16 protein-coding genes are annotated in these 15,284 nt (G+C 36.3%); 3 read left to right on the top strand and 13 right to left on the bottom strand.

The genetic code is table 11. The features are described 5' to 3' along the window. From Q0838_RS00910 to Q0838_RS00875, 8 genes are all read right to left on the bottom strand, one after another. Positions 1-1,284 (bottom strand): 3-phosphoshikimate 1-carboxyvinyltransferase, encoded by a 1,284-nt coding sequence (locus tag Q0838_RS00910; protein WP_298950261.1) that lies wholly within the window; start codon positions 1,282-1,284, stop codon positions 1-3. Positions 1,285-1,287: 3 nt separating this feature from the next. Beyond that, entirely contained in the window at positions 1,288-1,617 is a 330-nt protein-coding gene (locus tag Q0838_RS00905; RefSeq protein ID WP_104514574.1) for a nucleotide pyrophosphohydrolase, read from the bottom strand. Positions 1,618-1,649: 32 nt separating this feature from the next. Next, positions 1,650-2,099, bottom strand: coding sequence for a D-aminoacyl-tRNA deacylase (gene dtd / locus Q0838_RS00900; protein WP_298950255.1), 450 nt, complete (start codon positions 2,097-2,099; stop codon positions 1,650-1,652). Next, the gene (rsgA, locus tag Q0838_RS00895) at positions 2,096-3,103 is read right to left on the bottom strand and encodes a ribosome small subunit-dependent GTPase A (RefSeq protein WP_298950253.1); all 1,008 of its coding nucleotides are present in this window, start codon (positions 3,101-3,103) and stop codon (positions 2,096-2,098) included. The genes dtd and rsgA overlap by 4 nt, the downstream gene beginning before the upstream one ends. A 111-nt stretch (positions 3,104-3,214) precedes the next feature. Then, positions 3,215-4,297 carry a bifunctional 3-deoxy-7-phosphoheptulonate synthase/chorismate mutase type II gene (locus Q0838_RS00890; protein WP_298950251.1) on the bottom strand — a complete coding sequence of 361 codons (1,083 nt, stop codon included), beginning with the start codon at positions 4,295-4,297 and terminating at the stop codon, positions 3,215-3,217. Then, complete coding sequence (locus Q0838_RS00885) at positions 4,287-5,147, bottom strand: prephenate dehydrogenase (RefSeq protein ID WP_298950249.1); 861 nt, start codon at positions 5,145-5,147, stop codon at positions 4,287-4,289. The genes Q0838_RS00890 and Q0838_RS00885 overlap by 11 nt, the downstream gene beginning before the upstream one ends. Then, positions 5,144-6,307: an aminotransferase class I/II-fold pyridoxal phosphate-dependent enzyme gene (locus Q0838_RS00880; protein ID WP_298950247.1), complete on the bottom strand. Its 1,164-nt coding sequence runs from the start codon at positions 6,305-6,307 to the stop codon at positions 5,144-5,146. The genes Q0838_RS00885 and Q0838_RS00880 overlap by 4 nt, the downstream gene beginning before the upstream one ends. Beyond that, positions 6,304-7,116: a prephenate dehydratase domain-containing protein gene (locus tag Q0838_RS00875; RefSeq protein ID WP_298950246.1), complete on the bottom strand. Its 813-nt coding sequence runs from the start codon at positions 7,114-7,116 to the stop codon at positions 6,304-6,306. Before Q0838_RS00875 ends, Q0838_RS00880 begins: the two co-directional genes overlap by 4 nt. 302 nt (positions 7,117-7,418) lie before the next feature. Between Q0838_RS00875 and gldA the strand changes: the two genes are divergently transcribed. Further along, positions 7,419-8,330, top strand: a complete 912-nt coding sequence (gene gldA, locus Q0838_RS00870; RefSeq protein ID WP_298950245.1) for a gliding motility-associated ABC transporter ATP-binding subunit GldA — start codon at positions 7,419-7,421, stop codon at positions 8,328-8,330. Here the strand turns inward: gldA and Q0838_RS00865 are convergent. From Q0838_RS00865 to Q0838_RS00845, 5 genes are all read right to left on the bottom strand, one after another. After that, complete coding sequence (locus Q0838_RS00865) at positions 8,327-9,031, bottom strand: TIGR04283 family arsenosugar biosynthesis glycosyltransferase (RefSeq protein WP_298950243.1); 705 nt, start codon at positions 9,029-9,031, stop codon at positions 8,327-8,329. The two genes, gldA and Q0838_RS00865, sit on opposite strands and share 4 nt — an antisense overlap. A gap of 36 nt (positions 9,032-9,067) precedes the next feature. Next, on the bottom strand, positions 9,068-9,844 hold the full coding sequence (locus Q0838_RS00860) for a DUF547 domain-containing protein (protein WP_298950241.1): 777 nt from the start codon (positions 9,842-9,844) through the stop codon (positions 9,068-9,070). Between the two features lie 146 nt (positions 9,845-9,990). Further along, on the bottom strand, positions 9,991-10,812 hold the full coding sequence (locus Q0838_RS00855) for a purine-nucleoside phosphorylase (RefSeq protein WP_298950239.1): 822 nt from the start codon (positions 10,810-10,812) through the stop codon (positions 9,991-9,993). Next, positions 10,809-11,426, bottom strand: coding sequence for a TIGR04282 family arsenosugar biosynthesis glycosyltransferase (locus Q0838_RS00850; RefSeq protein ID WP_298950237.1), 618 nt, complete (start codon positions 11,424-11,426; stop codon positions 10,809-10,811). Before Q0838_RS00850 ends, Q0838_RS00855 begins: the two co-directional genes overlap by 4 nt. Positions 11,427-11,726: 300 nt before the next feature. After that, the gene (locus Q0838_RS00845) at positions 11,727-11,930 is read right to left on the bottom strand and encodes a hypothetical protein (RefSeq protein WP_298950235.1); all 204 of its coding nucleotides are present in this window, start codon (positions 11,928-11,930) and stop codon (positions 11,727-11,729) included. A 408-nt stretch (positions 11,931-12,338) separates the two neighbouring features. On the opposite strand from Q0838_RS00845, the gene rpsO reads away from it, so the two are divergent. Both rpsO and Q0838_RS00835 read left to right on the top strand, forming a co-directional pair. Then, positions 12,339-12,608, top strand: a complete 270-nt coding sequence (gene rpsO / locus Q0838_RS00840) for a 30S ribosomal protein S15 (protein WP_104514560.1) — start codon at positions 12,339-12,341, stop codon at positions 12,606-12,608. A gap of 265 nt (positions 12,609-12,873) precedes the next feature. Continuing rightward, complete coding sequence (locus Q0838_RS00835; RefSeq protein ID WP_298950228.1) at positions 12,874-15,120, top strand: polyribonucleotide nucleotidyltransferase; 2,247 nt, start codon at positions 12,874-12,876, stop codon at positions 15,118-15,120. Positions 15,121-15,284 lie beyond the last annotated feature (164 nt).

Below are 15,284 nucleotides of genomic sequence, written 5' to 3'. Positions count from 1 at the left end.
TTAAATTTCTGTAATTCTTACATTTACCTTGTTAAGGTCTTTATAAAAGTTTTTATAACTTTTTGTTACCACCATCCCCTTGTTAATAATCAGCTCTGTTTTCATGCACAACGGCGCAAATGCCATTGCCATTCTATGATCTTGGTAAGTATCTACGGTTACCTCTGGATTAAAACTAGATGGGGTTTTAAAATGTAATTTTATAGAGTCGTTAGTTGTTGTTATCTCGCTTTGGCGAAAGCGTGCCCCAACAGTTTTCATGGCCTCTATACGATCTGTCTCTTTAATTTTAAGAGTGTGCAAACCTGTTAAATGCGCGTCTATACCCAGCCCTAAACAAGTACCAAATATCGTTTGAGCCTGATCTGGCTCGTTAGTTAGGTCCAACATGACTATATCTGGCAGCTGTTGATCTATTTTTACCAGACGAATTCCATTTTCAACAAAAACAGTTTCCACACCTAGTGGTTTATATATTTGGACCAACTCACTATCTCCTTGCAATGAGTTTTCCTGATAAAAAGAAAGACTCATCTCATAACCTACTTCTTGCATCGCTACCCAACTGTACCAGTAGCCAGCACTACTCCAGTCGCTTTCTACTAGCGCGTTAGTAATAGCATTATTATGTAAGGGTTTTACCTCAATAAGTTCATTAATCTTTTGGGTACTACTTGCTAATTCCACAACCTTATTACCTGATGAGAAATTAACATTAACACCTAGTTGTTTTAAAATATCTACTGTCATTTCTAGATAAGGTCGCGAGGTTAGGTCTCCATAAATTTCTAGCTGAAGTCCGTTCTCAAAACTGGGTGCTATTAACAGTAAGGCTGTAAGAAACTGACTGGACACACTACCGTCTACCGACAGTTTACCACCCTGAATCTTTTTCCCATTAATTTTTAAGGGTGGAAACCCTTCTTTTTCAAGATATGACACCTCTGCTCCTAAAGAGTTAAGTGCATCTACTAGTATACCTATAGGACGTTGTTTCATGCGATCACTACCAGTCAAAGTAATTTCTCTACCTTCTTGAGAAGCAAAAAACGCTGTCCCAAATCTCATCGCAGTACCTGCATGTCCTATATCAAGAATGCTTTCTTCACTTTTTAAGACATGACTTAAATGATCGCTATCATCACTGTCTGACAAATTTTCAATGTCTAAATTTTTATAAAGCGCTTGCAATATCAACCAGCGATTACTTTCACTTTTAGACCCAGAAATAGTTAATGCCACATGCCCTCTAGGCTTTTCTACTTTATGCAATCTTAAATCCATGTATTAAGATTTTAGTTTTTCATTGTTATGGTGTCTATCGTGATCGCGCTCTGTCTTAATCTGTAATTTTTTATTAAAAGATGCCTCTAGATCTGTTCCTGTCTGGTTTGCAAGACATAGAACCACAAACATCACATCTGCCAGTTCTTCTCCTAGATCTTTATTCTTATCACTTTCTTTCTCGCTTTGTTCCCCATATCTTCTTGCTATAATACGCGCCACTTCACCTACTTCTTCTGTAAGTTGTGCCATATTAGTAAGTTCATTAAAGTAACGTACTCCATGCTGCTTGATCCACTGATCAACCTGCTCTTGTGATTTCTTAATACTCATATTATATTTTTTTGAGGACTATTTATTTAAGACTACCTGCTCTTACTGTCTACAGTAATGGTTACCGGACCGTCGTTAAGTAGTTGCACTTTCATATCAGCTCCGAATTTTCCTGTGGCTATATTTTTGTTCAGCTTTCGCGAAAGCGAATCTATAAAAGCCTCATATAAAGGTATTGCTACATCTGGTCTTGCAGCCTCTGTATAACTAGGTCTATTGCCTTTTTTTACATTTGCAAATAGGGTGAATTGTGATATCAATAATATATCTCCATCCATATCTTTTACACTATAATTCATCTTACCACCTGCGTCAGAGAAAATTCTCATACCGGTTATTTTATTAATTAACCAGTCTATATCTTCTTGTGTATCTCCGTTAGTAATTCCTAATAAAACAAGTAGTCCGTTGCTTATTTCTCCATGAATTTTATCTTCTATGGTAACGCTTGCACTGGTAACTCTTTGTATTACTACTCTCATGGTTGCGCCTGGTGTTTATCCTGACGGTAATTTTCTTCGTCCCCATTTACTATTTGCACATAGCTCTCATAGCGACTCAATACCATCTCGCCGTTTTCTACGGCTTCTTTTACGGCACATTTAGGCTCTTCTATATGCATGCAATTATGGAATTTACAGTCTTGTTTTAACTCTTGTATTTCTGGGAAGTAATCTCCTATTTCTTCCTTTTCCATATCTACTACTCCAAAACCTTTTATACCAGGCGTGTCTATAAGACGTGCGCCAAAGTCTAGATCAAACATTTGTGCAAATGTGGTGGTATGCTGACCTTGTTTGTGCTGTTCTGAAATTTGTTTTGTTTTTATCTGTAATCCTGGTTGTACCGCATTTGCTAGTGTACTTTTTCCTGCTCCACTGTGACCTGCAAACATGCTGGTCCTATCTTTCATCTTTTCTTTTATTAGGTCTATATTTTTACCGCTAGCGGCACTTATGGCTATACATTCATAACCTATAGATTTATAAAGACTCATTAAATATCTCACCTCATCCAGTTCTGTCATAGTAAGTAATTCTTCTCCAGTTTCTGGATCTATCATTACTTCACCTTGGTCATCATTATAAATATCTACTTTATTAAAAGCGATAACTACTGGGATGTGATAAGCTTCGGCAGTGACTAGAACACGATCTATAAAAGAAGTAAATGTGGGCGGATTATTTAAGGTAACCAATAAAAAAAGCTGATCTACATTTGAAGCTATAATATGAGTTTGCTTAGAAAGATTTACCGACTTGCGCACGATATAATTATCTCTCTCTTCTATCACGTTAATAATCCCTATTTCTTCATCTCCCTTTTTCTCAATTTCAAACTGTACTTTATCACCTACAGCAACAGGGTTCGTACTTTTTATTCCTTTTAAGCGGAATTTTCCTTTAATCCTACAAGAGTAAAATGCGTTATCCTCACCTTTTACCTCATACCAGCTACCTGTTGACCTATAAACAATTCCAGTCATTAATTAAATTGTATTTTATGCATAACACAAAATTACGCTTTTTAAAGCTAAAGAGATTTTTCTGAAAATCAAAAAGGGCAGAAAATAATCTGCCCTTATGAATAGGGTAATTTAATTATTAATCACTTTTTCTTGATGCACAATAGATTCTTGATGCACTGCTTTAAAAACACGTAGTATAAACTCTTCACTTAATCCTTGCTCTTCTCCAGCGAGAATCATTTTACCTAAAATCTCATTCCATCTTTTAGATTGTAAAACAGCAACGTTACGTTCTTTTTTGAGCTCTCCTATAGCATCGGCAGTTTTCATTCTTTTACCTAATGTCTCAATAATAGAGTTATCTATAATATCCATTTGAGCTCTAAGAACACTTAACTTAGACTGGTAACCTACCTCGTCATCTTGCTCTTTTCTTATACGTAAATCTTTAAAAATTTGAATAAGAGAATCTGGTGTCACCTGCTGTGCTGCATCACTCCATGCGTTATCTGGATCAAAGTGCGTCTCTATCATTAAACCATCAAAGTTTAAGTCTAGTGCTGTTTGAGATACTTCTAATATCATGTCTCTTTTTCCCGTGATGTGAGATGGATCACAAATTAAAGGTATGTCTGGGTAACGAGTCTGGAAGTCAACAGCTATTTGCCATTCTGGATTATTACGGTACTTTGATTTATCATAAGTAGAGAAACCTCTATGGATGACACCTAGGTTTTTAATATTTGCAGTATGAAGTCGCTCTACCGCGCCTATCCATAAGGCTAGATCTGGATTTACTGGGTTTTTAACCAGCACGACCTTATCTGTCCCTTCTAGAGCGTCTGCTATTTCTTGAACTATAAAAGGACTTACCGTAGATCGTGCTCCTATCCATAATAAATCGATATCATGTTCTAGTGCTAGTTCTACGTGAGCGCGGTTTGCTACCTCAGTAGCGGTTAAGAGTCCTGTTTCTGCCTTGGCTTTTTGCAACCACTTAAGCCCTATCGCTCCTACACCTTCAAAGTTACCTGGACGCGTTCTAGGTTTCCATATACCGGCACGCAAGTAAGTCACATCAGTATCTTTTAACTGGTGTGCAATTTTAAGTACTTGTTCTTCTGTCTCTGCGCTACATGGGCCCGCGATTACTATGGGATGCTCTAATTTGTGAGCGTCTAACCAAGTCCTGAATTCTTTTTTATTTTCCATTTTCTATTCCTTTCAATATCGTTTTTATTCTATTTGTTTGTTCCATATCGTTAAATATGGCGTTATGATCGTTGTTTTTTACGCTTTCGCGAAAGCGAGATAAATTCTCAATATATCCATCTAGACTAGCTAGAACGTGTTCCTTATTTTGTGCAAAAATGGGTGTCCACATAGCTGGAGAACTTTTTGCTAGTCGTACCGTACTCTCAAAACCGCTACCAGCGAGATCAAAAATATCGCGCTCATTCTCCTCTTCTTCTATGACCGTTTTCCCTAACATAAAGCTAGAAATATGTGATAAATGAGAAACGTAGGCAATATGTTTATCATGAGCAGCGGGCGTCATGTAGCGCACGCGCATCTTTAATTTTTCAAAAAGAGCTATTGCACTCTCCTGTAATTTAAAAGCAGTTTTTTCTACCTCGCAAACGATCATTGTTTTGTTCTTAAACAGATCATGTATAGCTGCATCTGGCCCAGAAAATTCTGTACCAGCTATAGGATGTGCTGGTAGAAACTGCCTTCTATTCTTATGGCCTTTTACCGATTTACAAATAGCCTCCTTAGTAGACCCTACATCTATAACTAGTGCGTCTTCATTAACTAAATCGAGTACCTGAGGTAATATTTCTAGTGTCGCATCTACTGGTATTGAAACGATAACTAGTTGTGCGTTTTTAACATCTTCTAGCTGCGCAACATGATCTATAATAGTATTGCTTTTTGCTTTTAAGGCATGTTCCTGATTTTTATCAATGCCATAAAATACCGATTCTGGATAGTGGTTGCGCAAATCTTTTAAAATAGAACCACCTATTAAACCTGTCCCAATTAGAAATATATTTTTCATACCTCTATTTTATTAGCCACTCTTAAAATCATTTCTTCTACTAGTTTTTCTTCTACACAAAGAGAAAAACGCACATAACCTATTCCATTTTTACCAAAAATGCTTCCTGGAGTAATGAAGATATCATTATTGTGTAATAAATGATCTACAAATGCTTTATCATCTGACTGTCCATCTGGTAGTTTACACCATAAAAACAAACCTCCATTTTGCTCCTGCGACTGTAGATTTAGACTTTTTGCAAGCCTTACAGTTGCAGCTCTGCGTCTTTTATAGATTTCATTTTGAGTATTTAACCAGTCATTATGGGTTTGTAATGCAGCAATTGCTCCTTTTTGCACACCATAAAACATACCGCTGTCCATGTTAGTCTTTACTTTAAGAACCTCTTTAAGTAATCCACCAGCACCAGTAAGCATTCCTACTCTCCAGCCAGGCATGTTATATGTTTTACTAATAGAATTTAATTCTAGAGCAACATCCATGGCTCCATGGACTTGATGAATACTTATTTTACTATCATAACCTATACAGCTGTATGGATTATCATTTACTATTAGAATGTTATGCTTTCTTGCAAATGCTACTAATTTTTCAAAAACAGTTAACGACCCAGCAACACCTGTAGGCATATGAGGATAGTTAGTCCACATGATCTTTACTCTAGAAAGATCGAGTTTTTCTAATGCTTCAAAATCTGGCATCCAGTTTTGAGATGCTGTTAAATTATAAGTTACAGTACTCGCCTCACATAATCTAGTCGCACTCGCATAAGTAGGATAACCAGGATCTGGAATTAAGACCTCATCTCCTGGATTTAAAAAAGCCATAGAAATATGCAAAATACCTTCTTTACTTCCCATTAAAGGAATTACCTCTGTCTCTGCATTTACCGTTACCTGATACTGTTTTTTATAAAAGCCAGCCATCGCGTTTCTCAATTCTGGTAATCCTAAATAGCTTTGATACCCATGTGCTTTGTTATCTTGTACGGCTTCTATAAGAGCTGGTACCACATTAGGCGGCGGTAATAAATCTGGACTACCTATACCGGCATTAATAATAGGTTTACCCTTATTTATTAAACCTCTTACCTCGCGCAACTTTGTCGCAAAATAATATTCTTGGACGCTATCCAGTCTCTTTGCTGGTTGTATCATAACGAGTGTGATTTATATGTTCCTAAAATGACTAGTGACTCCACTAGGACACCTAGCTGTAATTTTGCCTCTTTAAACTGGGCCGTTGTTTTAAATTCAAGATCTGCGACAAATGAAAACAAGAACGGCTTTTCTACAATAGGTATGGATTGGATTTTTGAAACATTAATATCTAGTTTACCTAAGGTGGTTAATATCTCTCCCAGGCTACCTGGCTGGTGTCCTACCGTAAAATTAATAGTCGCTTTATTCACTTCTTTTACAAGGTCATTTGACCTCTCCACAATCACAAATCTGGTGGCATTTTCTTTTACCTCTTGAATATTTCCTGATATAATTTCTAAGCCATACAGTTGCGCCGCATGTGCAGACGCTATAGCTGCAACACCACGTTTATTACTTTGCCCAATTCTATAAGCTGCTGCTGCAGTGTCGTCTGTTTCTACTAGCCTAATATGTTGATGATTTCTAAAATACGGCTTGCATTGCAACAACGCCATAGGATGAGATTGCACCTCTATTATATCTGTAATATCCTGACCGGGCAGCGCCATTAACTGGTGCTCTATGTTTAGATAATACTCACCTGTAATGTGTAGCTTTTGCTCTCTAATCAAGGTATAATTAGGCAATATGCTACCAGCGATAGAATTACCTATAGCCATAATCCCTTTATCCACCTGACCATTTGAAACAGCTATTACTAGTTGATCAAATGAATCACATTCTAACAAAGTCACATCACCACACAGTTCAACAGCCACCTGATGGTGATAAGAACCCTGAATACCTTGAATAGCTACTTTCATTTTTGAGTAAAAAAAAAGCCTTGATTAGATCAAGGCTTTGTTGTTATATAAATTGTTTAATTATTACAATACAGCCTTTCCCTCTATAAAATAGAAGTAAAATCCATACCAGAAATAATTGTTTGCGATCATAATAAGTCGCTAAAGTAAAATAGATTTTTGGAAAAACTTTCTTTTTTTAAGACTTTTATTAAAAATAAATTACTCTATCGTTATAGTAGGGTAATTGTAATGTTCTCGCTTTCGCGAAAGCGAGATAAAAAACAATCTTCTAAGCCTTACATTTCATATCTTTACCTATTATGTCTATAGAAGTTAACAATATCTCTAAGTATTACGGGCAGCAAAAAGCGCTGGACGAAGTAAGTTTTTCTATTAAAAGTGGAGAAATCGTAGGTTTTTTAGGCCCTAACGGTGCTGGAAAATCTACTATGATGCGCATTCTCACTACCTATTTAAATGCAAATGAAGGAATAGCGATCGTTAATGGACACGACGTTGTAGAAGAACAACGTGAGGTACAGAGGTCGATAGGCTATTTACCAGAGAACAATCCTTTATATCCAGATATGTATATAAAGGAATACCTTGCTTTTAGCGCAGGAGTTTTTAACATCACTGATTCTAAAAATAGAATCCACGAGGTTATTGCACAAACCGGACTAACGTCTCATGTAGGTAAAAAAATAAACGAACTTTCTAAAGGTTACAAACAACGTGTAGGGCTAGCCAATGCTTTACTGCACCGTCCTAAAGTTTTAATTCTAGACGAACCTACCACTGGTCTAGATCCTAATCAACTGGTAGAAATACGTCAATTAATTAAAAAAGTAGGTGAAAACACCACCATTCTTCTCTCCACGCATATCATGCAAGAGGTAGAAGCAATGTGTGATCGTGTGATTATTATTAATAAAGGTAAAATAGTCGCAGACGATTATCTTAAAAACCTTAATAGTGATACTGTTCAACTTATTGAGGTGGAATTTGATTACCGCGTAGAGCCAGAATTACTTAATCAAATAAATAGAGTGCGAGAGGTAAAACAACTACAGGGTTTTAACTACAGTCTTAAATTTGAAACTAAGGAAGACATGAGAAGTACAGTTTTTGATTTTGCTCATGATAATGGATTAAAAATTCTATCGCTTAATAAAAGGAATAAGAATTTAGAAGCCATGTTTAGAGAGCTAACTAGAAAAGAACAACGTTAATCACATTTACTTAAATAATACTCATACAACTCATCAATAGTAGCGCCGCGGTATTTTCTCCAATAGATGGTTAGATAAAACCACTGAAGCTTAAGTACACCTTTTTCATGATAGCGTCTCGCACTGGTTATCAACCATTTGGGGATTACATAGAATTGATCTATTTCATATAATCTAGTAATAAGATCATAATCTTCATAAATAGGAATATTTGTTTTATAACCACCTATCACATCATATAATTCTCGTGTAATATATTGAGATTGATCTCCACCACGACTTGCTTTCCATGAAAACCTAGTAAACCACCCTATGATAATTAACCAGGGATGAGAGCTTTTAAACTTCATCCTGAAACAACCAGCAAGATGCTGATTTTTAACCGCATTTAGAATTAACAAATCATAATCCTTAGGCGGATAAGAATCTGCATGAAGAAAATAGAGTATTTCTCTAGTCGCTACTTTTGAGCCATTATGTAATTGCTTACCGCGTCCTTTTTGTGAGGTAGTTAATTGTACGGACATATCCTGATGAGCACTAGCAAAATCATTTACTAACTTTACGGTCTCATCATCACTACCACCATCTACAATGATCACTTCTAATAAACTTGCATTATTTGCATAGTTACTAAGGTGATTTAATAATTTTATAATTGAAGATTCTTCATTAAGAACCGGAATAATAATACTGATCATATGGTCACATCTACATAAGCAAATTAGGCTCGGTTTTTATTTCTGACTATTAAGTGACCAGTCATAACTCTTATAAGAATAAGAATCTTTTTCTGCTATCTGTGAGTCAGCATATTGATTAATAAACTGCGCAAGGGTCATACCATTCTGAGTAAAATCTGCTGGATAAAAATCAAAAATAGCACTCAATTTAGGATTTTCTGGGTCGCTAAGATCATTCTTTACTGAATTTATAAATTCATTTGCGCTCTTATCCATAAGCACATCCACATTAGCAGCAGTAAAAGCAGTGTTTTGTAATTTAGGACAAGAAAGACAAGCACAATTAATAGCAAAATGAATACGGGCGTCTCCCATTTTCTGAAGCACATTTTTTTCTATTGCTGCGAGAGAATATACTTTATCATCGACTTGAACAAATTTCTTTAACCACACCTGACCCAAAGGTCCACCTATATCTTTAATACTAGCAGGCAGATCATTCATAAGTATAAGATCTACTGTATTTGCGTTATATAAATTTATGTAATAAGCAAACTGTTCATTAATACTCCATGATTTTTGAGGAGCATTTACGTTTAAATAACTTAAATATTCCTTTAATCTTACCTGATCTTCTTTAAGACCTGTATAGTCTACAAATCCCTGGTTATCTACAAATTCTTGAAGAATTGCGTCCCATTTGCTATGATCTAACTGTCCTTTTTCAAACGGTATTTCTTGATCTTTTCCCAAAGTATCGTAATAAAGATCTCCACCACCTACACAAGATGCCGTTAAAAGCACTAATAACACTACAACTATATATTTCATAATATTAAATATCACAGTAATACAACCTTAACAATTCTCCCTTAAATATAAGGTACAAAAAAGCGGAAAACTAGATTCCGCTTTTTAACATCTTGTAAATGTAATAAGATAGTGTCACATTAAAATAACAGTGAAACGTGGTATCCCTAGATCAATTCAATAAGACCTTTAAATAGAGCTACCATTTTAGGTTCGGCACCACCAGCTATTGCGATAATCTCTGCAATGTCTACCGGCTCAAGGTTATCGGGATCACACTCATCTGTTAATACAGAAATAGCACTTACTGGCAGGTTCAAATGATTTGCTACTATGACCTCTGGCACTGTACTCATACCTACTGCGTCTGCTCCTAATATCTTGAGCATTCTATACTCTGCTCTAGTTTCTAGTTGTGGACCTACTACACTTGCATAAACACCTTCTTTGAGAGAAATATTTTGAGATGCTGCTAGTGATTTTAATTTACCGTTCATCTCCCTATCATAAGGAGCACTCATATCTGTAAATCGCTCGCCAAATTCACTCACTCCTTTAAAAGCAAGTGGACTACCACCTTGTAAGTTGATATGGTCATCGATAAGCATTAAATCGCCCTTCTTCATATCTAGATTAACAGCGCCTGCAGCATTAGAAACTAATAGATTTTTAATTCCCAGACCATGCATTACTCTTACTGGATATGTGATATCAATAAAATCATAACCTTCATACAAATGAAAACGACCTTGCATGACCACTACCTTTTTACCACCTAAATCTCCGTAAATTAATTTACCAGAATGAAATTCTACCGTAGCTAGTGGAAAAGAAGGTATCTGATTATAGTGCGCTACTATCTGGTTTTCAATACTATCCACTAGTTTACCTAGACCAGTTCCAAGAACGATTCCTACCTCAGGATTTTCAAAACCCTGAGATTGTAAATATTCTATAGACTGTGTGAGTTGTTTTTTACTAAGCATCATATGTTTTTTAAAAAAGGTTGAAATGCTGGAATGTCTTTTATATCTTCATAATAATCTACATCATTACGCACTTCCAGCTTAGCATAATTGACATCTTTCAGATTAATAAGTGTTTTTTCTAGTACCGTTTCAGTACCCCATTCTTTATCTTTAAAAACTCCATCGATTAGTTTTTTAGTAAATCCTAAAAGGTAATAACCTCCATCCTCAGCAGGACCTATTACAGCGTCGTTAGATCTTAACTGTTTAAAAGCATGGTCTAAATCTGCCTGACTCATATCATGCATATCAGACCCAATGATAATAACATGGTCATGATTTTTAAATGCTTCATAAAAAGCATTTTCCATACGCATACCCAGATCTTCACCGTTTTGCACAAATTTATCATATACTTTATTATCCCAGGCATCATTTTCATGCACGCGCTCACTATACCACACTTGCTTAGTAGCGTTAAGATCTACCGTAATTCCTCTGGTATGAGCCAGTAAAAATTTATAGATATCAAATGCAACTTGATCTCCTACGGTAGCGGCAAGACGTCGTTTGCCTTTTCCTAATTCAGGATTACGAGTAAAAATAATAAGACAATCAGAGTTATTTGTATTCAAAAGAAATATTTTATATCTACAATATTAAGGTAAAGTTTTTACCAAATCTTCAAGCATTGGATGATTTTAACGTAATTGTTTATGGTATTTATTTTAATTTACCCAACATATATCCTAAACCTATACCATAGAACACATCTTTCTTATTGATGTAAATACTTGGAGTAATTACCATACCAAAATATTTGGAAAAAGAAATTCAATTTTAGGTATGATAATCAGACTTACTGTTCCATACTGATGTGTTGAAAAGGTATAATTTGCTCCATCATTATTAGAGGAAAGTTCAAAATTTGTAGGTTAATAATAAACTATATAACCTAAACCTACCATTCCATGAAAACGTATCGTTCCCGCATTATTTAAGTTATAAATTTTTCCTGCCATCGTATTAAAGGAAACAATTTCATCAAATCTACCGGTAAAATCAAAAAGTGATGAGATTCCAGAACCACGTCTGTAATCGTCTGGCGTGTTCTCAGAATCACGGAGAAAACCATCCACTCCAACTGATAAGCTGTATTTATTTTTAAAAACATAAGTTCCGTAATTACAGCAGAAATTTTATGATTACCAAAGCTTAAATTAGATGCAATATAAAAAAATCATTTACTTTTTCTGTTTCTTCATGCGCCACACAAAAGGAAGATGCGATCAGAAAAAATAGAAATATATAGTGTTTCATCGCTATTTTTTTAGTTCATAATTATAAGATCTTAAATTTCCATTGAGTTCTTAAGTACATTAAATTAATTTCATCTCTAACTTATCATTTTTAAAAGTGTCAATTAAAAGTGTAATAAGTTTGCATATCAGTAATTAATCGTACTTTTGCAAACGCTAAGAGAATGAATCTCGCGGCACCGTCAGATAGACTGACATACATAATATTCATTATCAAATAATTTTGGCATGTATTTAGCACCAGAAAAAAAAGCAGAAATTTTCGCAAAGTACGGAAAAGACGCAAACGACACAGGTAACACAGACGCACAAATCGCGTTATTCACTTACCGTATTAACTACTTAACGGGACACCTTAAGAAAAACCGTCATGACTATAACACAGAGCGTAGTCTAGTAAAACTAGTAGGAAAGCGTCGTTCACTTCTTGATTACAAGATGAGAAAAGACATCGTTGCTTACCGTGAGTTGATTAAAGACTTAGGTATTAGAAAATAATGAATTGGGGACCTCGCGTCCCCTTTTTTGTTTTCTGCGCATCGCATGCGTAGAAATTTCTTACCGCATACATTGCGGTTTTTAAACGTAGAAGTTAGATTCTACTTACGCTTTCGCGAAAGCGTAACAAAAATACAAATCGCAGTTCAAGATGCATGCGATGCGTCTTAACAGTGTAAGGACTGCACTGCAAATCAAAGCTGGTTTCTCACAAAGTAAACGCCTTCTCTACCACACAACTTGAGATTAATGTTTAACTATAATTATGAAACCACAAGTTTTTAAACAAGTGATTAAAATGGCAAACGGGCCTGACATCACTATCGAAACTGGAGCGCTTGCAAAACAAGCACATGGATCTGTTGTGATCACATGTGGAAAAGCAATGCTTCTTGGAACCGTAGTATCCAGCTACAAATCAACTGGACTAGACTTCTTACCACTTACTGTAGATTACCGTGAGAAATTTGCCGCTGCCGGTAAATATCCAGGCGGATTCTTTAAGCGTGAGGCACGTCCTAACGATGGAGAAGTACTTACTATGCGTCTTGTAGACCGTGTATTACGTCCCTTATTCCCTAAAGATTACCATGCAGAAGTACAGGTAATGATTCAATTAATGTCTCATGATCCAGAAGTAATGCCAGACGCGATGGCAGGTCTTGCTGCGAGTGCTGCCATACAACTATCTGATTTACCTTTTGAATGTGCTATATCTGAAGTACGTGTTGCACGTGTAGATGGTGAGTTTGTTATCAACCCAAGTTATGCACAGTTAGAAGCGGCAGATCTTGAGATGATGATAGGTGCTAGTGCTGACTCTGTAATGATGGTTGAAGGTGAGATGAGTGAAATTTCTGAAGAAGAAATGATCGCTGCTATCAAAGCCGCTCATGAAGCTATCAAAGATCAATGTGCTGCACAAATCGCTCTTGCTGAACAGGTAGGCAAGAAAGATGTACGTGAGTACGAAGGTGAAAAAGAAGATGCTACCATAGAAGAAAAAGTAGCAGAACTTGCTTACCAAAAAGTATATGATGTTGCTAAAAAAGGAAGTGCTAAGCACGAACGTAGCGCAGCATTCTCTGAAATCAAAGAAGAAATCAAAGCAACTTTTTCTGAAGAAGATCAAGCTGAAAATGGAGATCTTATCTCTAAGTATTTCAACAAAACACATAAGAAAGCAGTACGTGATGTACTACTTAACGAAGGTGTACGTCTAGATGGTCGTAAGACTACAGACATACGTGATATATGGTGTGAGGTAGATTACCTTCCATCTACACACGGTAGTGCTATCTTCTCTCGTGGAGAAACTCAAGCACTGGCAACAGTAACTCTAGGTACTTCTAGAGATGCAAATGTAATAGACATGGCATCTCAAGAAGGAGAAGAGCGTTTCTACTTACACTATAACTTCCCTCCATTCTCTACAGGAGAGGCTCGACCATTACGTGGTACGTCTAGACGTGAGATAGGACACGGTAACCTAGCACAACGTGCGTTAAAAAGAATGTTACCAGAAGATCTTCCTTACACAGTAAGAGTAGTATCTGAAGTACTTGAATCTAACGGCTCTTCTTCTATGGCAACAGTTTGTGCTGGTACTATGGCTATGATGGATGCAGGTCTACCTATGAAGAAACCAGTTTCTGGTATCGCGATGGGATTAATCACAGATGGTGATAAATATGCTGTGCTTTCTGATATTTTAGGTGATGAAGACCACCTAGGAGACATGGACTTTAAAGTAACTGGTACAGCAGACGGTATCACTGCTTGTCAAATGGATATTAAAGTAAAAGGTCTTTCTTATGAAATCCTTACTAATGCTTTAATGCAGGCTAGAGATGGTCGTATGCACATATTAGGAAAACTTACTGACACTATCGCTGTACCAGCTGCAGATGTGAAGTCACACGCTCCTAAAATGGAATCTTTAGAGATCGAAGGTAAATTCATAGGTGCGGTAATAGGACCTGGTGGAAAAGTTATCCAAGAGATGCAAAAAGAAACAGAGACTGTAATCAACATCAAGGAAGATGGTGATATGGGTGTTATCGAGATAGCTGGTACAGACCGTGCTAAGATCGACGCTGCTCTAGAAAAAATTAAGAACATTATTTTTGAACCAACCGTAGGTGAAGTGTACAACGTTAAAGTTGTAAAGATGCTTGACTTCGGTGCTGTGGTAGAATTGCGACCAGGTAAGGAAACTTTGCTTCACGTAAGTGAGTTTGATTACAAGCGTATTGAAGACCCATCTACAGTTCTTAAGGTAGGAGATGTTCTTGATGTAAAATACATGGGTGTAGATCCACGTACTAAGAAGCAAAAAGTATCTCGTAAAGCATGTATGCCTAAGCCAGAAGGCTGGGTAGAGCGTCCACCACGCCAGCGTGATGACCGTCGTTCTAATGACCGTCGCGGCCCACGTCGTGATGACCGTAAGAGAGATGACCGTCCACGTCGCGATACTGATTCTTCTTCTGGAACTAAGTCTGAAGAGTAATTATTATTCTTATATAAATTTTAAATGCCTCTTGAATTATCAAGAGGCATTTTTTTTGTTAATCAACTAGGTTTTCAGTTATTAAGTCAATCCTGTCCTAAATAAATTTAAGACATATCAAACTTAACCATTTTACTGGTTTGATTAGCTGTTTTATTGTTTTT

Origin of the sequence: uncultured Nonlabens sp., from assembly GCF_947495285.1 — a bacterium.
Lineage (GTDB): Bacteria > Bacteroidota > Bacteroidia > Flavobacteriales > Flavobacteriaceae > Nonlabens.
Note: the sequence above shows the minus strand (reverse complement) of the source record. Positions and strands in the feature narration are given on the sequence as shown.

Excerpts from the sequence above, each read along its gene's own strand:
- Q0838_RS00880 (WP_298950247.1), bottom strand. The coding sequence starts at position 6,307 with ATGATACAACCAGCAAAGAGACTGGATAGCGTCCAAGAATATTATTTT.
- Q0838_RS00885 (WP_298950249.1), bottom strand. The coding sequence starts at position 5,147 with ATGAAAAATATATTTCTAATTGGGACAGGTTTAATAGGTGGTTCTATT.
- Q0838_RS00855 (WP_298950239.1), bottom strand. The coding sequence starts at position 10,812 with ATGATGCTTAGTAAAAAACAACTCACACAGTCTATAGAATATTTACAA.
- rsgA (WP_298950253.1), bottom strand. The coding sequence starts at position 3,103 with ATGACTGGAATTGTTTATAGGTCAACAGGTAGCTGGTATGAGGTAAAA.
- Q0838_RS00910 (WP_298950261.1), bottom strand. The coding sequence starts at position 1,284 with ATGGATTTAAGATTGCATAAAGTAGAAAAGCCTAGAGGGCATGTGGCA.
- gldA (WP_298950245.1), top strand. The coding sequence starts at position 7,419 with ATGTCTATAGAAGTTAACAATATCTCTAAGTATTACGGGCAGCAAAAA.
- Q0838_RS00835 (WP_298950228.1), top strand. The coding sequence starts at position 12,874 with ATGAAACCACAAGTTTTTAAACAAGTGATTAAAATGGCAAACGGGCCT.
- Q0838_RS00875 (WP_298950246.1), bottom strand. The coding sequence starts at position 7,116 with ATGAAAGTAGCTATTCAAGGTATTCAGGGTTCTTATCACCATCAGGTG.
- Q0838_RS00890 (WP_298950251.1), bottom strand. The coding sequence starts at position 4,297 with ATGGAAAATAAAAAAGAATTCAGGACTTGGTTAGACGCTCACAAATTA.
- Q0838_RS00865 (WP_298950243.1), bottom strand. The coding sequence starts at position 9,031 with ATGATCAGTATTATTATTCCGGTTCTTAATGAAGAATCTTCAATTATA.
- dtd (WP_298950255.1), bottom strand. The coding sequence starts at position 2,099 with ATGAGAGTAGTAATACAAAGAGTTACCAGTGCAAGCGTTACCATAGAA.
- Q0838_RS00905 (WP_104514574.1), bottom strand. The coding sequence starts at position 1,617 with ATGAGTATTAAGAAATCACAAGAGCAGGTTGATCAGTGGATCAAGCAG.
- Q0838_RS00860 (WP_298950241.1), bottom strand. The coding sequence starts at position 9,844 with ATGAAATATATAGTTGTAGTGTTATTAGTGCTTTTAACGGCATCTTGT.
- rpsO (WP_104514560.1), top strand. The coding sequence starts at position 12,339 with ATGTATTTAGCACCAGAAAAAAAAGCAGAAATTTTCGCAAAGTACGGA.